This window comes from Streptomyces sp. OR43 (genome assembly GCF_008042275.1).
In the GTDB taxonomy this organism is placed as follows: domain Bacteria; phylum Actinomycetota; class Actinomycetes; order Streptomycetales; family Streptomycetaceae; genus Streptomyces.
In genome coordinates this window covers 1-21116 of sequence record NZ_RDBK01000003.1, presented here as the reverse complement: position 1 = coordinate 21116, position 21116 = coordinate 1, and the positions used below count along the sequence as shown (strand labels likewise).

Sequence of the window (21116 nt, the reverse complement as noted above, 5' to 3'; positions counted from 1 at the left end):
AGGCCCTTCACTTAACCTCGCTGCAACATCGAAGCGCTTCGACAGAGCTTCGATGGGGCGCCCGGCGCCCTTGATCTTCCCGGGACGGCGACAGGTTCTGCCGCTTCCCTGTTGAACCGCTTCACCTGCGGCCGGTCACGCCGGCCCAGTCAGCAACGCTCCACCTCAGACACAGGAACCGAACGGCGGCCGCCCGCCACGTGTCGTCCTGGTGCGCCTCGAAGGGTTGACGCAATGACGCCGAATTCCACCCCCTCCTCCACGGCTCCGAGCCGGAGAAGCTTCCTCGCCACGGGCGCGGTCGCCGCTGTCGCCGTGGCCGGCGGGGTACCGCTGCTCGCCGCATGCGGTGGCTCGGGTTCAGGTTCAGGGAGCAAGGAGGGCACGACAACGGGCAAGGCCCTCAAGAAGGTTGTGCCGTCCTACGCCCCGCTGAACCTGGTCCGGCCCGACGTCGCGGGCGTCAACGGTTCGAGCCCCGGCTTCACCAAGCTGCCCGACCCGCTGGTCGTCTCCGTGAAGTCGGTCCCGGGCAAAGGCTCGTCGTTCCGCGTCATGACGCCGCTGTGGGGCACCGTCCCGAAGAAGAACAACCCGTACTACACGGCGGTCAACAAGGCGGTCGGCGCGACGCTCAACTTCGACCCGCAGGACGGCAACACGTACCAGGACAAGATCGGCGCGGTCCTCGCCGGTTCGGACATCCCGGACGTCATGACGATCCCCGGCTGGAACATGCAGGGTCAGATCCGCAACGCGATCACCGCCAAGTTCGCGGACCTCACCCCCTATTTGGCAGGCGACGCCGTCAAGAAGTACCCCAACCTGGCGAACATCCCGACCGGCGCCTGGCAGTACTCCGTCTTCGGCGGCAAGCTGCGCGGCCTGCCCATGCCGACGTCGATCATCGGCAACGCGCTCTTCTACCGCAAGGACCTGATCGGATCCGGGGCCCTGCCCGCCAGCGCCGACGACCTGCTGGCCTTCGGCAAGGAGCACACCGCCCCCAAGCAGAAGGTCTGGGCATTCGACGACCTCTGGACCTGCATCCAGATGATCTTCGGCGTGCTCCCCGACGCACCGCACTACTGGCAGCTGGAGAACGGCAAGCTGGTCCACAAGATCGAGACGAAGGAGTACCGCGAGGCGCTGGCCTTCGCCCGCAAGCTCCACGACGGCGGGTACGTCCACCCGGACGCCGAGGCCGGCAAGGACGCCGACGCCAAGATCCGCTTCACCAGCGGTCACACCGTGATGTACAACGACGGCACCGGTGGCTGGAAGGGCATGGTCACCGAGCAGGCGGCCGCGAACCCGAAGTTCGACATGCAGGCGCTCGACTTCTTCAGCGCCGACGGCGGCAAGCCGACCCTGTGGCAGTCCGACCCGGCCAGCATCTTCACCTTCCTCAGCAAGAAGCTCCCGAAGGAGAAGATCGAGGAGTTCCTCGCGATCGCCGACTACGCCGCCGCGCCGTACGGCACCGAGGAGTTCATGCTCACCAACTACGGCATCAAGGACACCCACTACACGATCAAGGACGGGACCCCGACCTATACCCCGCAGGGTGTCCAGGAGGCGCAGCCCTCCACCTTCCTGTTCCTCGCCTCACCGCCCCACGTCATCGCCTACCCGGACCAGCCGCAGCTGGCCAAGGACTACGCCGGCTGGATGGCGCGCCAGGCCCCGAACGTCAAGAAGCCCCTGTTCTTCGGCATGCAGGTCGTCGAGCCGCAGCGGTACGCGTCCCTGTACACGCCGTTCGACGACCTCCAGAAGGACATCCGCCGCGGCCGCAAGAAGGTCAGCGACATCGACGAGGCCGTGAACACCTGGAAGAAGAGCGGCGGCGACAAGCTGCGCGCCTGGTACCAGGACATCCTCGACAAGAGCGGCTCCGGCGTCTGACGCGTACGACGCGCACCGACCGTACGCAGCACAGCACAAGGGCCGCCGGACGCACGGAGTCCGGCGGCCGGGGCGGAGAGCACGACATGGGGAGCACACGGTGAAGCCACGGGCCACGGTCACGACCGACCCGGACCGCACCGCCGACGGGGCCGGCGCCCCGGTCGGCGGCGGTGACGGAAGGGACGCCGGCGACGCAGGAGGCGCGGGGACGGACAGGTCCCGCGCGATCGGCACGCGCGGATCCCGTACGGAGAAGAAGGCGAAGAAGGCGAAGAAGGGGCCGTCGAAGAGCGGCCCAGCGGGCACCGGGCCGCAACTGGGCGGCATCACCTGGCGCCAGCGGCTGTACCGCGACCGCACCCTGGTGCTCATGACGGTACCGGCCATCGCGCTGTTGCTGATCTTCAACTACATCCCGTTGCTCGGCAACATCGTGGCCTTCCAGGACTACGACGTGTACGACCTGGGCATCACCGGCAGCCCCTTCGTCGGCTTCGACAACTTCACCCGGATCTTCGAGGACTACCGCTTCTGGGAAGTCCTCATCAACACCCTGGTCATCTTCGTCACCCAGCTCGTCCTCTTCTTCCCCATCCCGATCGCCATCGCGCTGCTCCTCAACACGATCATGAGCGCGCGGGTCCGGGCCTGGGTCCAGGCAGTCGTCTATCTGCCCCACTTCTTCTCGTGGGTGCTCGTCGTCACCGTGTTCCAGCAGATGTTCGGCGGGGCGGGACTCGTCGCCCAGTGGCTGCGCGACCACGGTCACGAGGGCTTCGACCTGATGACCAACCCGGGCTTCTTCAAGTTCCTGGTCTCCGCCCAGGCCGTGTGGAAGGACGCCGGCTGGGGTGTAATCGTCTTCCTCGCCGCGCTCGCCGCCGTCAATACCGACCTGTACGAGGCCGCCGCCGTGGACGGCGCGGGCCGCTGGCGCCGGATGTGGCACGTGACGCTGCCCGCCCTGCGTCCCGTCATCGCCCTCCTGCTCGTCCTGCGGGTGGGCAGCGCGCTCAACCTCGACTTCGAGCAGATCCTGCTCCAGCGCGATCAGGTCGGCTCCGGTGCTTCGGAAATCCTGGACACCTACATCTGGTGGACAGGCATCAAGACCGGCGACTTCGGCTACGCGGCCGCAGCCGGTGTCTTCAAGGGACTGTTCAGCGTCGCCATGGTGCTGGGTGCCAACAAGGTCGCCCACATGCTGGGCGAGCAGGGGGTGTACTCCAAGAAATGACAACTCTCCTGGAACGTGAGACGGACCCGGCAGAGCCCGCGCCGCGCGCGGAGACTCCGCTCCAGCGCGCCCTGCGGATGGAACCCCGCCCGGTGTGGGAGGAGGAACCGACCAAGGCGGGTCTCGCCTTCAAGGGAGTCGGACTCGTCGCGATCTGCGCGATCGTGATCATCCCGATCTGGGTGGTGCTCGTCACCAGCCTCTCCGACACCAAGGCGATCAACGACGCGGGCGGCCTGGTCGTCTGGCCGAAGAGCATCACCTTCGTCGCCTACAAGGAGCTCCTCAGCGGCGGCGCGGTGACCCGCGCGGCGGCTGTGAGCGTCGGTCTCACCGTCGTCGGCACAGCGGTCAGCATGGTCGTCTCGATCCTCTGCGCGTACGGGCTCAGCCGCCGCGACTCGTACGCCCACCGTCCGCTGCTGATGACCCTGATGGCGACGATGTTCTTCGGCGCCGGCCTCATCCCCACGTACCTGCTGGTCACGGGCATCGGGCTGAGCGACAGCTACTGGTCGATGATCCTTCCCAGTGCGATCAGTGTCTTCAACGTGCTGGTCCTGCGCGGCTTCTTCATGGACACCGCGCCCGAACTCATCGACGCGGCCCGCATCGACGGCGCCGGCGAGTGGCGCATCCTGCTCCAGATCATCATGCCGCTGTCGCGCGCCGTGATCGCCGTGATCTCGCTGTTCTACGCGGTCGGCTACTGGAGCCAGTGGTTCAACGCGATGCTGTACATCCAGGACAGCGACAAGTACCCGCTGCAGATGATCCTGCGCCAGCTGGTCCTCCAGCACCAGGTGCCGCCGGGGGCCATGGGCGCGGCGGTCAGCAACGGGTCGATCAACAGCCTCGCCGTCCAGATGGCGGTCATGATCCTCGCGCTGATCCCGGTCGCGATCCTGTCGCCGTTCGTCCAGAAGCACTTCCAGAAGGGCATGCTCACCGGCGCCGTGAAGGGCTGACCCTGCACCGGCGCCCTGAAGGGCCGGCCCCCTGCACCGGCGCCGTGAAGGCCGATCCCCACACCGGCGCCGTGAAAGGCCGATCCCCGCACCGCCTCCGCTCCCCCGTCCCGTTCCTCCCCTTGTCCGGAAGGTGTTCTCGCCATGCGCGCTTCCTCCGCGCCCACGCCCCGTCGCAGAACCGTGCTCGCGGGGGCCGCCGTCGCCGCGGCCGCCGCGGCCCTGCCGGCCGCGGGCCCCGCCGCGGCCGCGTCGAAGCACCACGCGGACGGCCTCGCCGAACCCCATCGCTGGCGGACCGCCGCCATCGGCGGGACCGGATTCGTCACCGGGGTGCTGTTCCACCCTTCCGTGAAGGGCCTGGCCTACGCCCGCACCGACATCGGCGGCGCCTACCGCTGGGACGGGCACAAGGCCCGCTGGACCCCGCTCACCGACCACCTCGGCTGGGACGACTGGAACCTGCTCGGCATCGAGGCCCTGGCCGTCGACCCGGCGCACCCGGACCGCCTCTACCTGGCCTGCGGCACGTACGCCCAGTCCTGGGCGAGCCCGGGCGCGGTGCTCCGTTCCGAGGACCGGGGCGCGACCTGGCGGCGGACCGACCTGACGGTGCGTCTGGGGGCCAACGAGGACGGGCGCGGCGCCGGAGAGCGGCTGCTCGTGGACCCGCGGGACAGCGACACGCTCTGGCTCGGCACCCGCCACGACGGGCTGCTGCGCTCCACCGACCGGGGCGTCACCTGGGCACCCGTCGACTTCCCCGCCACCGCGACGGCGAGCGGACAGGGCGTGATGTTCCTCGCCGCCGCGGGCCGGGCGGTGTACGCGGGCTGGGGCGATGGCGGCAGCACGCTCTACCGTACGGACGGGACCGGCGGCTGGGAGGCCGTGCCCGGGCAGCCGTCCGGAAGCACGGCGACGAAGGTCCCGGTCCGGGCCGCGTACGACGCGCGCGGCCGTGCCCTGTACGTCACCTACGCGGACGCCCCGGGCCCCAACGGGCAGTCCGCCGGCTCGGTGCACCGGCTCGACACGGTGACGGGCACATGGAGCGAGGTCACGCCGGTGAAGCCGGACGCCGCGGCCGGTGACGGCTTCGGCTACGGCGGTGTCGCGGTCGACGCGCGCCGCGCCGGCACGCTCGTCGTCACGACCAACAACCGTTGGTCGCACATCGACACGGTGTTCCGCTCCACCGACGCCGGCGCCACCTGGTCCTCGCTGAAGGACACCGCGGTGCTCGATGTCGCGGAGACGCCGTATCTGCGGTGGGACGGCGAGCCGAAGTTCGGCTGGTGGATCCAGGCCGTGGCCGTCGACCCGTTCGACTCCCGGCACATCGTGTACGGGACCGGCGCGACGCTCTTCGGCACCCGCGACCTCGTCCACTGGGCCCCGGAGATCCGGGGTCTGGAGGAGTCGTCCGTACGGTTCCTGGTCGCCCCGCCGGGCAAGGGCGCCCGACTCCTCAGCGGCCTCGGCGACATCGGCGTCATGTACCACGACTCGCTGACCGCCTCCCCGTCGCGCGGCATGGCGTCGAACCCGGTCTTCGGCACGGCCACCGGCCTCGCCCTGGCCGCGCTCAAGCCGTCGTACGTCGTACGGACGGGCTGGCCGTCGGGGTCGGACTCCGCCGGGGCGTCCTCGGACGACGGCGGCAGGACCTGGCAGCCGTTCGCCGCCCAGCCGGAGATGGCGGCGTCCGCTCCCGGACCGGTCGCGGTCTCCGCCGACGGGTCGGTCCTGCTCTGGTCGTTCGTCCACTGGGACGGCACCAAGTACCCGGCCCACCGCTCCACGGACGGCGGGGCGAGCTGGACGGAGGTCGCCACGTTCCCCAAGGGCGGCGCCCCGGTCGCCGACCCGCTGGACCCGCGGCGCTTCTACGTCTACGACACCGACACCGGCGCGGTCTTCCGCTCCACGGACGGCGGCGCGACGTTCACCATAGGCGCGACCGGACTCCCCTCCGGCGACGTGCAGTTCAAGGTGGCGGCGGCGCCCGGCCGCAGCGGCGATCTCTGGCTCTCCGCGAAGGACAACGGACTGTTCCGCTCGACGGACGGCGGGCTGACGTTCGCCGCGGTGGCCGGCTGCCAGGCCTCGCACGCCCTGGGCTTCGGCAAGGCCGCGCCGGTCAGGGACCGCAAGCGCCCCGGTGCGGGCTACCCGGCGATCTTCCAGACGGGCCGGGTCTCCGCGACGTACGACGGCGTGGCGGTGCTGCGCTCGGACGACGCGGGCGCCACCTGGGTCCGGCTCAACGACGACTCCCACCAGTGGGGCTGGACCGGCGAAGTGATCACCGGCGACCCCCGCGTCCACGGCCGTGTCTATCTGGGCACCAACGGCCGCGGCATCCAGTACGCAGAACCCCAGTAAGGAACGAGAGACGCCATGCCGTCCCTGCGCGACGCGGCCCGTGGCCGCATCCTCTTCGGAGGCGACTACAACCCCGAGCAGTGGCCCGAGGAGGTGTGGGAGGACGACGCCCGGCTGATGAAGGAGGCCGGGGTCAACTCCGTCACCCTCGGTGTCTTCTCCTGGGCGAAGATCGAACCACGCCCAGGTGCCAGGGAGTTCGGCTGGCTGGACCGGCTGATGGACCTGATGCACGCCCACGGCATCGGCGTCGTGCTCGCCACCCCGACCGCGTCCCCGCCGCCGTGGATGGGGGCGCGGCACCCGGAGACCCTGCCGCGCACGGAGGACGGCTCGGTCGTCTGGTACGGCTCACGCCAGCAGTTCTGCGCCAGCTCCCCCGTCTACCGTCGCTATGCCGCGGCCCTCACCGAGGACCTCGCCGCGCGGTACGCGGACCATCCCGCGCTCACCGTGTGGCACATCAACAACGAGTACTGCACCCACTGCTGGTGCGACGAGACCGCCGCCCACTTCCGCAGGTGGCTGCGCAGCCGGTATGTCACCGTCGACGCGCTCAACGAGGCATGGGGCACCGCCTTCTGGAGCCAGCGCTACGACTCCTGGACGGAGATCCTGCCGCCGCGCAAGGCGCAGTACATGAAGAACCCGGCGCAGGTGCTGGACTTCAAGCGGTTCACCTCCGACGCGCTGATGGAGTGCTACGTCGCCGAGCGGGACATCGTCGCCCGGCACTCCCCGCGCGTCCCGGTGACGACGAACTTCATGCCGCTGTGGTCGGGGCAGGACGCCTGGGCCTGGGCGGCGCAGGAGGACATCGTCTCCGTCGACATCTATCCGGACCCGCGTGACCCGCAGGGCGGGCAGTACAACGCGATGCTCGCCGACATGACGCGTTCACAGGCCGCCGGCCCGTGGATGCTGATGGAGCAGGCGGCGGGCCCGGTCAACTGGCGGGGTGTCAACCACCCCAAGCCCGAGGGCCTGAACCGGCTCTGGTCGCTGCAGGCCGTGGCGCGCGGCGCCGACGCCGTCTGCTACTTCCAGTGGCGGCAGTCCCGGCAGGGGTCGGAGAAGTTCCACTCCGGGATGCTCACGCACGCCGGTGAACAGGGCCGCACGTTCCGCGAGATCAAGCGGCTGGGCGCCGAACTCCTCACGCTCGGTCCGGCCGTCGGGGGCGGTGACGTGCCGGCCGACGTGGCGATCCTGCACGACTGGGACTCCTGGTGGGCGGGCAGCCAGGAGGGCAGGCCGTCCTCGCTGCTCGACTACGCCGAGGTCGTGCAGCGCTGGCACCGCGCGCTGTGGGAGAACGGTGTCGTCACGGACTTCGCCCGCCCCGACGCCGATCTGAGCCGGTTCAAGGCGGTCGCCGTACCTCATCTGTATCTGCTGGACGACGCCTCGATCGACAATCTCGTGGCGTACGCGCAGGGCGGCGGGACCCTCGTCTGCGGCTTCTTCAGCGGTGTCGCCGACGTGGACGACCGCATCCGGCCGGGCGGCATGGACGAGCGGCTGCGCGACCTGTTCGGGATCCGCACGCTGCACGAGTGGTGGCCGCTGGAGGCGGGCGAGACCGTGGAGTGCGAGGGCTTCGAGGGCACCCTGTGGTCGGAGGAGCTGGAGGCCGCTGAGGGCACCGAGGTCGTGGCCGCGTACCGCGCCGGCGAGCTGGCCGGGCTGCCCGCCGTGCTGCGCAGGGGCCGGGCCCGCTACCTGTCGACGCTGCCGGAACCGGCGGCACTGCGCGGGCTGCTCGGTGACGTGGTGCGGGAGGCCGGCGTGGCCCCGGTCCTGGCCGGACTGCCCGACGGCGTGGAGGCGGTCCGCCGCGGCGGCCTGCTCTTCCTCCTCCAGCACGGCCGGGACACCGTCACCGTGCCGGTTGCGGGCTCGTACGAGGACCTGCTGACCGGCCGCACGGTCGAAGACCGCGTGGAGCTGGGCCGCCACGGGGTCGCCGTGCTGCGGAGCACCGCCCCATGACCGCCCTTGCCCCCGTCGACGGCACGTGGGAACCGCGCCCCGCCACCCGCTGGGAGGACGCCTTCCTCGGCGGCAACGGCCGGCACGGGGCGATGGTGTACGGGGACCCGGCCGACGACCGGGTCATCGTCAACCACCACACCCTGGTCCGGCCCAACGGCTCCGAGCGGCTGCGTCCGCCGGAGCTCGCGGACCGGCTGCACCGGGTGCAGAGCGCGCTGCTCGCCGGGGACACCACGGCCGCCGAGCGGTTCGGGGCGGGCCGGCCACTGGTCTGGGTACAGCCGTTCCATCCGGCGTTCCAGACGCGGATCCGGCCCGTCCCGGACGCCTCGCCCGCTTCCGGCGGCACGGAACCGCCCCCGGGCTACCGCCGCTCGGTCGATTTCGCCACCGGTGAGATCACGGCCGAGTGCGAAGGCCGGCGCAGCCGGGTCCTCGTCTCCCGTGCCGACGACGTGATCGTCCAGTACGTCACCGGCCCCGGGCTCGCGGTGGACCTGACCCTGGACCACGCGCTGCCGGGCGCCCCGCCGCACCTGGCCGTCGGCCGCAGTATCGTGCTGACGCCCGACGGCGGCCGGCTGACCCTGCGCGTGGGCTACCCGGACAGCGAGGCCGCCTACACCGGGGTGACCGTAGTCCGGGCGGACGGCGGCAAGGTCTCCGTGTTCGGCGAGGGCATCCGGGTCGAGGGGGCCCGCGGTCTGCTGCTGCTCACACGGGTGCGACGTCACACGGGCACCCTGGACCTCATGGCCGAGTGCGCCGCCCTGCCGCGCGACGACTACCCGGCCCTGCTCGACCGGCACCGCGCCCTGCACCGCCCCGCCTTCGAGCGGGCTTCCCTGACGCTGGACGCCGATCCGGCGGAGCGCGCGCTGCCCGGCAGCGAGTTGATCCGCAGACCGGACAGTCCCGCCCTGCTGGAGCGGCTGTTCGCGGCGGGGCGCTACCACCTGTACTCGTCCTCCGGCGTTCTGCCGCCCCGGCTGACCGGCCTGTGGACGGGCGACTGGCACACCGCCTGGTCCGGGGCGTTCACCACCAACGCCAACCTCAACCTCCAGATCGCCTCGGCGGCGGCCGGCGCGCTGCCGGAGGTGTCCGAGGCCCATGCCTCCCTGGTATACGGCCAGTTGGCCGACTGGCGGGACAACGCCCGGTCGATCTTCGGGGCGCGGGGCATCGTGGCCCCGTCCCACACGGACGGCGAGTCCGGGTTCACCCGCCACTACCAGCGCGCCTACCCGCTGCATCTGTGGACGGCCGGTGCCGACTGGCTCCTGGAGCCGCTGATCGAGCATGCCGAGACGAACGGGGCGACAGATCCCCGGCTGGTCGACGCCCTCCACGAAGTCGCGCTGTTCTACGAGGACTTCCTGACCCGCACCGGCCCCGACGGCACCGTGGCCGTCGTGCCCTCGTACTCACCGGAGAACCGTCCGGCCAACGCGAGCTGGGGGACGGTGAACGCGACGATGGACCTCGCGGCGGCCCGCCACGCCCTCACCGCCTCGGCCGACCGCTCCCCCACCGCGCCGTCCTCCACCCGGCGGCGGGCGCTCGCGGACCGGCTTCCCGCGTACCGGGTCAACGAGGACGGCGCGCTCGCCGAGTGGGCGTGGCCGGGGCTGGCGGAAACCTACGACCACCGCCACCTCAGCCACCTCTATCCGGTGTGGCCGCTGGACGCGATCAACCCGTACGACACCCCCGAACTCGCGGCCGCCGCACACCGCGCGCTGGAGCTGCGCGGATCGGAGAACGACTCCGCGCACGGGCATCTGCACCATGCGCTGATCGCCGCACGGCTGCGGGACGGGGCGCGGGCGGTCTGGCAGCTCAACGTCGCCGAGGGCGACACGGTGACGGCGGGTCAGCCACTGCTGGCGCTGGAGGCGATGAAGATGGAGTCCCGGGTGCACGCCCCGGCGGACGGCGTGGTGGACAGGATCCTCACCCGCCCCGGTGCGCAGGCCGGGACCACGCCGTCCGTGGGGACGAGGCCCCGGGTCGGCTTCAGGCCCACGATGCCGTTGAACGCCGCGGGGACCCGGCCGGAGCCCGCCGTGTCCGTACCCAGGGCGAGGTCCGCGATACCGAGGGCCACGGCCACCGCCGAGCCGGAGCTGGACCCGCCGCTGACGCGGTCCGGGGCGTGGGCGCTCGCGACCGCGCCGTAGGGGGAGCGGGTGCCGACCAGGCCCGTGGCGAACTGGTCCAGGTTCGTCGTGCCGATGACCAGGGCTCCGGCGGCCCGGAGGCGCGCCACGGCGGGGGCGTCCACCGCCGGTTCGTACGCGTAGGAAGGGCAGCCCGCCGTGGTGGGCAGGCCGGCCACGTCGATGTTGCCCTTCACGGCCAGCAGACGGCCCGCCAGCGGAAGGAGTTCACCTGCGGCGAGCCGGGTTTCGAGGCTGTGGGCCTCCTCCTCCAGGTCGCCCTGCGGGCGCAGGCCGATCCAGATCTCCGGACGGTCCACTGCCTCGATCCGGGCGTACGCGGCGCGGATCCGGGCGAGGACAGGGGTGGACATCAGCGTGCTCCTCGGTTCGTGCGGGTGAGCGGGGCCAGGGTGATCAGGGCCGTTCCGGCCTCCACCTGCGCACCGGGGCGGGTGAGGATCCTGTCCACCACGCCGTCCGCCGGGGCGTGCACCCGGGACTCCATCTTCATCGCCTCCAGCGCCAGCAGTGGCTGACCCGCCGTCACCGTGTCGCCCTCGGCGACGTTGAGCTGCCAGACCGAGGCCGCGAACTCGGCCTCCACCAGCCGGCCGCCCGGCATCACCGTCACCTCGGCGGCCGGCGGGACCGGCGCGTCGGCGGCCTCCGCCCGGGCGAACTCGCCCGCCGCTTCCCACGCGTCCCGCTCGGCGGCGAAGGCCGTGCCCTGGCGGCTGCGGAACGCGGCGATCGAGTCCGCGTTCCCGGCCAGGAACTCCTCGTACCGGGCCAGCGAGAACTCGCCCTCCTCGATCCGCGGGACGAACCGGCCGGAGATGATGTCGGCGCGGAGCTCCAGGAGTTCGTCGGCCTCCACCGGGTACCACTTGATGCGGTCGAAGAAGCGGAGCAGCCACGGGGAGCCCGGTTCGAACGCGCCGCGTTGCTGCCAGCCGGACCAGACCTGGGTGGTGCGGCCGACGAACTGGTAGCCGCCCGGACCCTCCATGCCGTAGACGCAGAGGTAGGCGCCGCCGATGCCGACGGAGTTCTCCGCGGTCCAGGTGCGGGCCGGGTTGTACTTGGTGGTCACGAGGCGGTGGCGCGGGTCCAGCGGGGTGGCCACCGGTGCGCCGAGGTACACGTCGCCGAGACCCATGACGAGGTATTCGGCGTCGAACACCGTGCGGTAGACGTCGTCGACCGAGTCCAGGCCGTTGACCCGGCGGATGAACTCGATGTTCCACGGGCACCACGGAGCGTCGTCGCGGACCCCCGCCATATAGCGGGCGATGGCCTCGCGGGTCGCCGGATCGTCCCAGGAGAGGGGGAGATGCACGGTGCGGGAGGGAACGGTGAGGGCGTCGGTGGGCGGGAGCGCCGCCTCGGTGCGGTGAAGGAGGTCGAGGAGTTCGGTCTGGGGCAGGACCGTGGGGTCCGTCTGGATCTGGAGCGAGCGGATGCCCGGGGTCAGGCCGGTGATGCCGGGGACGGCCGCCGCCGTCAGCGCCTCCATGAGGGCGTGGACGCGCATCCGCAGGGCGAGGTCCAGTTGCATCGGCCCGTACTCGACCAGGACGTTGTCGTCTCCGCTGCGGCGGTAGGTGAGGACGTCGTCGCGGTACAGGATGCCGCCGTCGGTGATCTCGGGGCGGGGCTCACCGGTGACGGTCACGGGCAGGAAGCGGACCGTGTCGCCCGGGCGCAACTGGCCCAGCTTCCAGCGTTCGGACGTCACCACGGTCGCCGGACAGACGAAACCGCCGAGGGAGGGGCCGTCCGGGCCCAGCAGCACGGGCATGTCGCCGGTGTAGTCGACCGCGCCCACGGAGTACGGCGTGTCATGGATGTTGGACGGGTGCAGACCCGCCTCGCCACCGTCCGCCCGGGCCCAGCGCGGCTTCGGACCGATGAGGCGGACCCCGGTCCGGGCGGAGTTGAAATGGACCTTCCAGTCGGCCGCGTAGAAGTCGTGGATGTCCTCCTCGGTGAAGAACTCCGGTGCCGCGTGCGGGCCCTCGGCCGCGGCGATCTGCCAGGTGCCGGTCAGAGCGGGGCGTTCGCCCGCCGGTACGGGGGTGCGGTCCGGCACGCACGTCCCGCCGTGCAGCACGTCGCCCGTGCGCAGGGCCCGGCCGCCGTGCCCGCCGAAGCGGCCGAGCGTGAACGTGGCCGCGCTGCCCAGGAACTCCGGGACGTCCAGGCCACCGCCGGCGAACAGGAGGTACGTCCGCAGGCCGTGCTCCTGCGGGGCGCCGAGCGTGAGGGTGGCGCCGGCCGGGACGGTCAGCGGCTCCCACTGCGGGACCGGTACGCCGTCGACCGTCACCGGGGCCGCCGCGCCCGTGACGCACACGGTCGTGGGGTGGGTGAAGCGCAGCGCGGGGCCCTGGAGGGTGCACTCCAGGCCGGGCGCGCCCGGGGCGTTGCCGAGCGCGGAGTTGCCGAGCCGGAACGACAGATCGTCCATGGGGCCCGACGGCGGGACACCGACCTGCCAGTAGCCGGTGCGGCCCGGCCAGTCCTGCACGGTGGTCAGGGTGCCGCCGGAGACCACCTCGATGCGGGGCGTGGGGTCGTCGATCGTGGCGAGCGTCGCCGTGGAGTGGGTCGCGGCACGGACCCGCTCGTCGGCCAGTGCGGCCCGGACCAGCCCGAGGTTGGTCTCGATGCCGTCGATCCGGGTGGCGGCGAGCGCCGCGTCCAGCCGCGCCAGGGCCTCGGCGCGGTCGGTGCCGTGCGCGATGACCTTGGCGAGCATCGGGTCGTACGCCGTCGTGACCTCCGTCCCCGTCTCGATCCAGCCGTCCACGCGCAGGCCCTCGCCCCGGGGGAAGCCGACCCGGGTCAGCAGGCCGGCTCCCGGGCGGTGGTCGCGGCTCGGGTCCTCGGCGTAGACCCGCGCCTCCACGGCATGGCCGCGCGGTGCGTCCGGCTGCCGCACGACGGAGGTCTCGCCCTGAGCCAGGCGCAGCATCCACTCGACGAGGTCGACGCCGTGGATCTCCTCGGTGACCGGATGCTCGACCTGGAGGCGGGTGTTGACCTCCAGGAAGTACGCCTCGGACCGTGCGGCGTCGTAGACGAACTCGACCGTTCCGGCCGAGCGGTAGCCGACCGAGGCGCACAGCTCCCGTGCGGAGCCGGTCAGTTGTGCGCGGACGCGGTCGGGCAGGCCGGGGGCCGGGGCCTCCTCCAGGACCTTCTGGTTGCGGCGCTGGAGGGAGCAGTCGCGGTCGCCGAACGTCACCACCCGGCCGTGCCCGTCACCGAACACCTGGACCTCTACATGGCGCGCGTCCTCCACCAGCCGTTCCAGGAAGACCCCCGCCGACGAGAACGACGCGGCGGCCACCCGCTGCACCCGCTCCCAGGCGCCCGCGAGTTCCCCGGCCGACCGGCACGCCGACATGCCGATCCCACCGCCGCCGCCCGTGGCCTTCAGCATCACGGGATAGCCGATGCGCTCGGCGGCCGCCAGCGCCGACGGGAGATCCGGGAGGAGTCCGGTGCCGGGGGCGAGCGGGACTCCCGCCGCCTCGGCGGCCGCGCGGGCCGTGTGCTTGGCGCCGAAGAGGTCCAGCTGGGCGGCGGTCGGCCCGACGAAGACGATTCCCGCCTCCTCGCAGCGCCGGGCGAACTCCGCGTCCTCGGACAGGAATCCGTAACCGGGATGGATCGCCCCGGCCCCGGTGTCCTTCGCGGCCCGCAGCACCAGATCGGCGTCCAGATAGGACTCCTTGGCGGGCGCCGGGCCCAGCCGGACCGCCGTGTCCGCGAGCCGGACGTGCGGGGCCGACCGGTCCGGGTCGGAGAAGACGGCGACCGTACGCAGGCCGAGGCGGCGGGCCGTACGGATGATGCGCACGGCGATCTCGCCACGGTTGGCGATCAGGAGCGTGTCGAAGGTCATCGGAGCCTCGAAGGTCATCGGCTCGTCCCGGTGGCGGCGGCCGTGACGGTGGCTTCTACCGCCGTCGGGTCGAAGGCGTTGCAGGGGTTGTTGATCTGGGGGCAGTTGGAGACCAGCACCAGCACGTCCGTCTCCGCCCGCAGGGTGAGCGCCATACCGGGGGCGGAGAGGCCGTCGACGATGCCGAGCGTGCCGTCCTGCTCCACGGGCACGTTCATGTACCAGTTGATGTTGGACACCAGATCGCGTTTGCCGAGCCCGTGCCGGGCGCCCTCCGCCAGGAAGTTGTCCACACAGGCATGCTGCGACCAGGTGTGATGGCCGTAGCGCAGGGTGTTGGACTCCTTGGAGCACGCGCCGCCGACCGTGTCGTGGCGGCCGCAGGTGTCCGCGGTGACCGTCATCAGCGGGGTGTGCTCGTTCGACATCAGCACGCTGCCGGCCGTGAGGAAGAGACCGCCCCCGGCCTGGATCGTGTCGGGCGCGCTGTAGCGGACCGCCGTGTCATGGGCGTCGTACACCAGGAAGTCCACCGCCTGGTTGCCGTGCAGATCGGTGAGGGTCAGGTGCTCGCCGGCCCGGACGGTCGCGGACCAGGCCGCGCGGGCGGGAATGACGGTCGTCGAAAGGACCGTGGCGGACGTGGTCATGCGAGCCCCCGGGCGGTGAGGAAGTCGGCGGTGTTGAGGAAGGCGCGGCGGCCCTCCGGTGTGGCGTCCCACAGGGCGTCGCCCGGCGACGTCGGCCGGGCGCGCCAGGCCAGCACCTCCAGCGGCGTGCTCGTGTAGGCGGGGCGGGGGTCCAGCGGATGCGGGACGTTCGCGATCAGCACGGTCAGGTCCTGCTCGGCGCGCAGCGTCACCGCGGCGCCCGCTCCGGCCGAACCGGTGAACGCGGCGGTGCCGTCCTCGTGGATCCGGACGCCTTGGAAGAAGGAGAGCGACGGCGGCAGGTCGCGTGGTTCGAGGCCGTTCTTCGACGCGGCCAGCTTCAGCAGTTCACGGCCTGCGGGGGAGGCGGACTGGGGCGTGCCGTCGCCGTACCGTTCGGTGTTCCTCCGCAGGGTGGAGGTGCCGCACAGGGCGTCGTGCCGGCCCGAGGAGTCGGCGGTCAGCGTGGCGAGCACCCGTCCCTGGTCGGAGAGGAGCAGCCGGCCGGCGCCCAGGTAGGCGTTCCACTGGACCTTCACGGTGTCCGCGGTGTTCAGCCGCTCCCACGGCCGCCCGTCCGCGTACAGCAGCAGATGCGCGCAGGCGTCGCCGGCCAGGTCGGTGAGGCGGAGTTCGGTGCCCCGGGCCAGGACGCGGTGCGTGTAGTTGCCGCCCGCGACCGTCTCGGCCCAGACCGGGGTGGCGGGGGCGGTGTCCGGCCAGTCGCTCGCGGGCACCACCGGCATGGCCCCGCTCCGGGTGCCGTGCTGGGCGCGGGCGTGGTCCCGGGCTCCGTGTGTCGTCGCTGTCGCCATGGCTGAACCTCCGGCTCGACGTGTTGCCGATGGATGTTTCTGTCGCGCGACAGAAATTAGGACGCCGGGGAGTCATGGCCATTGCCCGTTCGTTGCACGGGAGTTACCGAGTACTCACCAAGATCGCGACGGGCGGGGATGTGCGACGATCGGCCCATGCCCCGTACCTCAGGAACCGGCGGCCGGCGGGTCGGCCGGCCGCGCGCCACCCAGCGCCCGGACAGCGGACTGTCCGCGCGCGACGAACTTCTGGCCGCGGCCGCCGAGCTGTTCACCACGCGTGGCTACGCGGCGACCACCACCCGGGCCGTCGCCGAACGGGCGGGCATGCGGCAGGCGACGATGTACCACTACGTGGCGGGCAAGGAGGATCTGCTGGCGGCGCTCCTGGAGTCGACCGTCACGCCCTCGCTCGCCCTCGCCGAGCAACTGCTCGCGGACGGGGGCCGGCCGGCCGAGGACCGCCTGTGGGAGCTGTGCCGGGCGGACGTGGCCCTGTTGTGCGGGGGCCCGTACAACCTGGGCGCGCTGTACGTGCTGCCGGAGGTCCGGGCCGAGCGCTTCGCGGACTTCCACCGGGTGCGGGCGGCGCTGCGCGCGGCGTACGGGGAACTGCTGGTCGCCACCGAGGCGGGCGCGGCGCTCGACGCGGACGAGGCGCGGCTCCGGGCGGACCTGGTCTTCGGGCTCATCGAGGGCGTGATCCTCGTGCATCTGTCGGAGCCCGGGCGGGAGGCGGAGGTGTTCGCGGCGGCGACGGCGGACGCGGCGCTGCGGATCGTGGGACCGGGTCCGGGTACGTGTGCGCGTCCGGCGGCGGGCGCGGGGGCGCGGCGTAAGAGCTGAGCGGGGGCCGTGGTGCCGGGCGGCAGGGTCCCCGCACGGATGCCGGCCGGTCCTTGTCACGCGGACCGGCCGGCAACGGTGCTTGGTCCTTCCTCCGGGGCGGACGGGATGTGCTGACGGTGCGGGAGGCGGGGGCGGGGGCCTCAGGCCCGGGCGCCGCTGCGGCCGCTTCTCATCGACGCGCCTGCGCAGACCAGCCCCAGCAGGACGGTCAGACCGCCGATGATGACGTTGTTGAGCACGACGCCCATGTCCGGACTGCTGCCCACCACCCAGGGCGAGATGATCATCCAGGCACCCATGGCGCAGATGGCCCAGCTCAGGCCGTACATCCGCTGCGGCATCGCGGTGAACCCCAGCCCCAGCACGGCGATCGCGATACCCATGATCAGGTTGTGCGTCACGAGCGGGGCCTGCGAGGTCGTGAAGTGGAGCACCCAGGGCGATACGGCGCAGTACAGACCGACCAGGAACACCGGTCCGTCGACGAGTGCCACGTCGCGGCCACCCATCATCCGGTCGTAGCGGTCGCGCATTTCGGAGACGTCGGGGTGTCCGGTCATGTCGTGACCGGCGTGCGAGACGTTTGACATGGTTCGTCTCCTTTGGTTCCGCGGGTCCGGCGGCCGCTGTGTGCGGCAAGCGGCCCGCTCTGCCATTGTGCTCTTATATGTCCCTTATGTGTAGGTTCAATGCGGCAGAATCTCCGCAGGATCCGCATCCGCGCCCCGGTCGTCCAGCCGTCGGGCCAGTGAGACCAGCTCAGGCGTACGCAGCACCCGGGCGCCGTACCCCGGCAGCGGGACGTGCAGCGGACCCGTCCAGCGCGTCGGGACCGACCCGAGCCCGTACACCGCACCCGCCAGCGCCCCGGTCACGGCCGCCACGGTGTCGGTGTCGCCGCCCACGTCGATCGCCGAGGCCAGCGAGGCCTCGTACGAACGCGTCGTGCGCAGCGCCCACACCGCGGTGCCCAGGCAGGGCCACACCGCGCCGTTGAACTCGGTCGCCCGGTCCGGATGCCAGTCCGGTGCCAGGACGGCCGCCCAGCGCTCCCGGTGATCCGTGTGCACATCGGCCAGCGCCTCCGGGACGGCGGCGAGCGGGTCGGCCCCGTTCAGCGCGACCCGGATCAGTTCGTGCAGGACGGCGGTGCCCTCCCAGGCCGCGCGGTCGCCGTGCGTCAGGGCGGCGATCCGCCGGGCCGCGTCCATGGTGGTGGCCCGTGCGTCGGCGTCCGGCCGCCGCGGCCCGGCGAAGTACACCGCGGACGTGGCGGCGCGCATCAGCGAACCGTTGCCCGCCGCCCGGCCGTTGATCTGGAAGTGCAGCGCCGCGGCGCTGTCCCACGGATCACCACTGGTCAGGACGTCCTCGGTCTGGAGGCCGACGTCCTTCGGATCGCCGGCCGCCCACCGCCGGAACCTGTCGAAGAGGTCGGGCAGGTCGAGTCCGCCACGCTCCAGCAGGGACTCCCCGACCAGCACGGCCATCTGCGTGTCGTCCGTGGCCTCGCCCGGATCCCAGCCGCCACCGCCGCACATCGTGCCGGTGCCGTCCGGGAAACGGGCGGTGTAGACGCCGGCCGGCCCGAACTCGAACGGCGCGCCCAGCGCGTCGCCGACCGCCGACCCGACCACCGCGCCGGCCACCCGGTCCTGCCTGCTCAGGGGGTTCATCCGGTCAGCGTACGGAGGCCGACCGCTTCGCGTACGCGCGATACGCGGCCCCCAGCAGCACCGTGGCCGTCAGGAAGAGGACCGTGAACCACTGGAAGTACCAGTGCCCGCCCGCCGGGTCGTACACCGCGGCCCGCGGCCAGGCCAGGTTGACGGTCATCACCACTCCGTAGACGAAGGCCAGCGCGTTCACCGGCAGGCCCCAACGGCCGAGCGTGAAGAGGGGGGCGCCCGTCTCGTCGTGCGGCGGGCCGGAGGCGGGGGACAGCGGGAGGCGGCGCAGCCGGCGCAGCAGCATCGGGCCCGTGACCATCGCGTACGCCAGGTACAGCATCGCGATGCACGTGGTGCCGATCGCCAGGAACGCCTCCGGTGAGCCCAGGTTCAGCAGGCCGAGCGCCGCGGCCGCCGCGCCGACGAACAGGGCCGGTGCGGCGGGCATCCCGGTGCGCGGGGAGACCTTGGCGAGCCGGGACGAGCAGGGCAGCACCCCGTCGCGCGCCATCGAGAACAGCATCCGTGAACCGGCCGTCTGGATCGCGAGCGTGGCCACCGCGACGGCGACCGCCACATCCGCGAGCAGCGCCCGGCCGACGCCGTCCCCGAGGCTGCTGGTCAGCACGTACGACAGGCCTTCGGTGGCCAGCCGGCCATCGGTCAGGTCCGGCGCGGCCAGGATGCCCGCGAGGACCAGCAGCCCGCCGAGCGCCCCCGCCGAGGCCAGCGCGAGCAGGATCGTGCGCGGGGCGGTGCGGCGCGGGGAACGGGTCTCCTCGCTCATCTCGCCGGCGCTGTCGAAGCCGATCAGGACGTAGGCCGCGGTGAACGAACCGACGAGCAGCGCCCCGAGGGCGCCGCCCTGGCCGCCGGTGTGCAGCGTGACTCCGGGGCTGCGCTCGGTGTGGGTGAACAGGAGCACCATGATGAGCACCGCGCCGATGATCTCGGCCGTCACCCCGATGCGGTTGACCGCCGACATGACCTTGTTGTCGAGCAGGTTCACCGTCGTCGTGAGGGCCAGGAGCGCCACGGCCAGCAGCGCGGCGTTGGCGGCGCCCGTCGCCGTGGTGGGCGCCGGGTCACCGCCCACCAGCTGGAAACCGGACCAGATCGCCGGCAGGACCACCTGGAGGGCCAGCGCCGCGGCGGCGACCACGACGATCTGCCCGATCACCATGATCCACCCGGCGTACCAGCCGAACGCGGGTGTGCTGAGGCGGGTCGACCACTGGTAGATCGCGCCGGACAGCGGATAGCGGGCGGCGAGTTCGGCGAAGCACGCGGCGACCAGCAACTGGCCCACGAGCACGGCCGGCCAGGTCCAGAAGAAGGCGGCGCCGCCGAAGGAGAAGCCGAACGCGAAGAACTGGAAGACGGTGGTCAGGACGGAGATGAAGGAGAAACCGGCCGCGAACGAGGCGTAACGCCCCATGGACCGGTGCAACTCCTGGCGGTAGCCGAAACCGGCCAGGGAGGCGTGGTCGCCCTGGCCGGCTCCGGCGGGATCCGGACGTACGTCCGTTGGTGCGGTGGCGGTCATGTCAGCCCCTGTCGCCGATTTCCTGTCGGGCGACAGAAATTAGGGACGCGCTGTTTCCGGGGCGTGACGAGGCCGTGTCCGCGCGGGGCCGAAGTGCTCACGCCCTGCGGCGGGTTGCCGGGGGAGTGGCGCGGGCCCCGCGCGGGAGGTACTACTGGGCGGGCATCAGGACCGTGTCGACGATGTAGACCGTCGCGTTGGCGGTCTGGACGTTGCCGCAGACGACCTTCGAGGAGTCGTTGACGGTGTACGCCATGTCCGAACCGGACGTCGTCAGTTCGCTCTTCTCCAGGGTGTCGAAGGATCCCTTCTCCAGCTGCTTCGGCGTCAGCTTCTGGCCCACCACGTGGTAGGTGAGGACCTTGGTGAGCGCGGCCTTGTCGGCGAGCAGCTTGTCCAGGTCGGCCTTCGGGACCTTGGCGAACGCGTCGTTGGTCGGCGCGAACACCGTGATGTTCTGGGCGTTGTTCAGGGTGTCGACCAGTCCGGCCTTCTTCACCGCGGTGACGAGGGTGGAGAGCGCCGGGTTGTTCGAGGCGGCCGTGGCGACCGGGTCCTTCGCCATGCCGTCGAAGGAGCCGGCGCCGTCCTTCGGCACCGTCGAACAGGCCGGACCGAAGGGCTCGTTCATGGGCGTGGTGTCGCCGGCGGCGGGCTCCGACGGCTTGTCCGACGCCTTCGCCGAGCTGGCGGTGGAGCCGGCCGCGCTGTCGTCGGAGTCGCTGGAGCAGGCCGTCAGAGCCAGCGGCAGGACGATCGCGGCGGAGAGCGCGACGGCGGCGCGACGGGCGTGGATGACCTTCATGGTGTTCTCCTGATGTGATGGATGGGTGACCGTTCGGTCACGTTTGGTGATGGACGGGGGGTGTGAGAGGTGCGGTGCCGGAAGGCGTACCTGCCGGGCGCGGTCCGTACGTGCGTGATCGTGCAGGGGTAGAGGGCGTTCACCAGTCCACCCCCAGTGCGGCGGCCGCCTCGGCCCCCGAGCGGCAGCCGTCCTCGTGGAAGC

At 71.9% G+C, this 21116-nt stretch carries 14 protein-coding genes and 2 pseudogenes; 7 read left to right on the top strand and 9 right to left on the bottom strand.

Features of this window, described 5'->3' with window-relative positions; genetic code table 11:
- Positions 1-234: 234 nt before the first annotated feature.
- From EAO72_RS02700 to EAO72_RS02675, 6 genes and pseudogenes are all read left to right on the top strand, one after another.
- Positions 235-1908 carry an extracellular solute-binding protein gene (locus EAO72_RS02700; RefSeq protein WP_261991284.1) on the top strand — a complete coding sequence of 558 codons (1674 nt, stop codon included), beginning with the start codon at positions 235-237 and terminating at the stop codon, positions 1906-1908.
- 100 nt (positions 1909-2008) lie between these two features.
- Complete coding sequence (locus EAO72_RS02695) at positions 2009-3148, top strand: ABC transporter permease (protein ID WP_148015596.1); 1140 nt, start codon at positions 2009-2011, stop codon at positions 3146-3148.
- Complete coding sequence (locus EAO72_RS02690; protein ID WP_148015595.1) at positions 3145-4116, top strand: carbohydrate ABC transporter permease; 972 nt, start codon at positions 3145-3147, stop codon at positions 4114-4116. The genes EAO72_RS02695 and EAO72_RS02690 overlap by 4 nt, the downstream gene beginning before the upstream one ends.
- Positions 4117-4260: 144 nt before the next feature.
- Positions 4261-6504: a 1,4-beta-glucanase gene (locus tag EAO72_RS02685; RefSeq protein WP_148015594.1), complete on the top strand. Its 2244-nt coding sequence runs from the start codon at positions 4261-4263 to the stop codon at positions 6502-6504.
- Between the two features lie 15 nt (positions 6505-6519).
- Complete coding sequence (locus EAO72_RS02680; RefSeq protein WP_148015593.1) at positions 6520-8496, top strand: beta-galactosidase; 1977 nt, start codon at positions 6520-6522, stop codon at positions 8494-8496.
- Positions 8493-10445 (top strand): annotated as a pseudogene (locus EAO72_RS02675) (glycosyl hydrolase family 95 catalytic domain-containing protein); the annotation flags it as partial. The gene EAO72_RS02680 and the pseudogene EAO72_RS02675, both read left to right, overlap by 4 nt.
- Here EAO72_RS02675 and EAO72_RS02670 read toward each other — a convergent pair.
- Genes EAO72_RS02670 through EAO72_RS02655 form a run of 4 tightly spaced genes read right to left on the bottom strand, consistent with a single transcriptional unit; the run spans position 10376 to position 16042 of the window.
- Complete coding sequence (locus tag EAO72_RS02670) at positions 10376-11035, bottom strand: amidase family protein (RefSeq protein WP_261991283.1); 660 nt, start codon at positions 11033-11035, stop codon at positions 10376-10378. The pseudogene EAO72_RS02675 and the gene EAO72_RS02670 sit on opposite strands and share 70 nt — an antisense overlap.
- Positions 11035-14577 (bottom strand): 5-oxoprolinase/urea amidolyase family protein, encoded by a 3543-nt coding sequence (locus EAO72_RS02665; RefSeq protein ID WP_148015603.1) that lies wholly within the window; start codon positions 14575-14577, stop codon positions 11035-11037. Before EAO72_RS02665 ends, EAO72_RS02670 begins: the two co-directional genes overlap by 1 nt.
- Before the next feature lie 14 nt (positions 14578-14591).
- Complete coding sequence (locus tag EAO72_RS02660) at positions 14592-15227, bottom strand: urea amidolyase associated protein UAAP2 (RefSeq protein ID WP_148015591.1); 636 nt, start codon at positions 15225-15227, stop codon at positions 14592-14594.
- Entirely contained in the window at positions 15224-16042 is an 819-nt protein-coding gene (locus EAO72_RS02655; protein WP_148015590.1) for an urea amidolyase associated protein UAAP1, read from the bottom strand. Before EAO72_RS02655 ends, EAO72_RS02660 begins: the two co-directional genes overlap by 4 nt.
- 156 nt (positions 16043-16198) lie before the next feature.
- Here EAO72_RS02655 and EAO72_RS02650 point away from each other — a divergent pair, with 156 nt between their 5' ends.
- Positions 16199-16888 carry a TetR/AcrR family transcriptional regulator gene (locus tag EAO72_RS02650; protein WP_148015589.1) on the top strand — a complete coding sequence of 230 codons (690 nt, stop codon included), beginning with the start codon at positions 16199-16201 and terminating at the stop codon, positions 16886-16888.
- A 143-nt stretch (positions 16889-17031) separates the two neighbouring features.
- Here EAO72_RS02650 and EAO72_RS02645 read toward each other — a convergent pair whose 3' ends face one another.
- The 5 genes and pseudogenes from EAO72_RS02645 to EAO72_RS42680 form a co-directional block, all read right to left on the bottom strand.
- A complete protein-coding gene (locus EAO72_RS02645) occupies positions 17032-17481 on the bottom strand; it encodes an SPW repeat protein (protein WP_187284910.1) in 450 nt (149 codons plus the stop codon).
- A 96-nt stretch (positions 17482-17577) separates the two neighbouring features.
- Positions 17578-18567: an ADP-ribosylglycohydrolase family protein gene (locus EAO72_RS02640; protein ID WP_187284909.1), complete on the bottom strand. Its 990-nt coding sequence runs from the start codon at positions 18565-18567 to the stop codon at positions 17578-17580.
- Between the two features lie 4 nt (positions 18568-18571).
- Positions 18572-20107, bottom strand: a complete 1536-nt coding sequence (locus EAO72_RS02635) for an amino acid permease (protein WP_148015588.1) — start codon at positions 20105-20107, stop codon at positions 18572-18574.
- Positions 20108-20258: 151 nt separating this feature from the next.
- Positions 20259-20912, bottom strand: a complete 654-nt coding sequence (locus tag EAO72_RS02630) for a fasciclin domain-containing protein (RefSeq protein WP_148015587.1) — start codon at positions 20910-20912, stop codon at positions 20259-20261.
- Positions 20913-20980: 68 nt separating this feature from the next.
- Positions 20981-21055: pseudogene (locus tag EAO72_RS42680) on the bottom strand (DUF1365 domain-containing protein); the annotation flags it as partial.
- Positions 21056-21116: the final 61 nt, after the last annotated feature.

Excerpts from the sequence above, each read along its gene's own strand:
- EAO72_RS02700 (WP_261991284.1), top strand. The coding sequence starts at position 235 with ATGACGCCGAATTCCACCCCCTCCTCCACGGCTCCGAGCCGGAGAAGC.
- EAO72_RS02690 (WP_148015595.1), top strand. The coding sequence starts at position 3,145 with ATGACAACTCTCCTGGAACGTGAGACGGACCCGGCAGAGCCCGCGCCG.
- EAO72_RS02685 (WP_148015594.1), top strand. The coding sequence starts at position 4,261 with ATGCGCGCTTCCTCCGCGCCCACGCCCCGTCGCAGAACCGTGCTCGCG.
- EAO72_RS02680 (WP_148015593.1), top strand. The coding sequence starts at position 6,520 with ATGCCGTCCCTGCGCGACGCGGCCCGTGGCCGCATCCTCTTCGGAGGC.
- EAO72_RS02670 (WP_261991283.1), bottom strand. The coding sequence starts at position 11,035 with ATGTCCACCCCTGTCCTCGCCCGGATCCGCGCCGCGTACGCCCGGATC.
- EAO72_RS02665 (WP_148015603.1), bottom strand. The coding sequence starts at position 14,577 with ATGACCTTCGACACGCTCCTGATCGCCAACCGTGGCGAGATCGCCGTG.
- EAO72_RS02660 (WP_148015591.1), bottom strand. The coding sequence starts at position 15,227 with ATGACCACGTCCGCCACGGTCCTTTCGACGACCGTCATTCCCGCCCGC.
- EAO72_RS02655 (WP_148015590.1), bottom strand. The coding sequence starts at position 16,042 with ATGGCGACAGCGACGACACACGGAGCCCGGGACCACGCCCGCGCCCAG.
- EAO72_RS02650 (WP_148015589.1), top strand. The coding sequence starts at position 16,199 with ATGCCCCGTACCTCAGGAACCGGCGGCCGGCGGGTCGGCCGGCCGCGC.
- EAO72_RS02645 (WP_187284910.1), bottom strand. The coding sequence starts at position 17,481 with ATGTCAAACGTCTCGCACGCCGGTCACGACATGACCGGACACCCCGAC.
- EAO72_RS02640 (WP_187284909.1), bottom strand. The coding sequence starts at position 18,567 with ATGAACCCCCTGAGCAGGCAGGACCGGGTGGCCGGCGCGGTGGTCGGG.
- EAO72_RS02635 (WP_148015588.1), bottom strand. The coding sequence starts at position 20,107 with ATGACCGCCACCGCACCAACGGACGTACGTCCGGATCCCGCCGGAGCC.
- EAO72_RS02630 (WP_148015587.1), bottom strand. The coding sequence starts at position 20,912 with ATGAAGGTCATCCACGCCCGTCGCGCCGCCGTCGCGCTCTCCGCCGCG.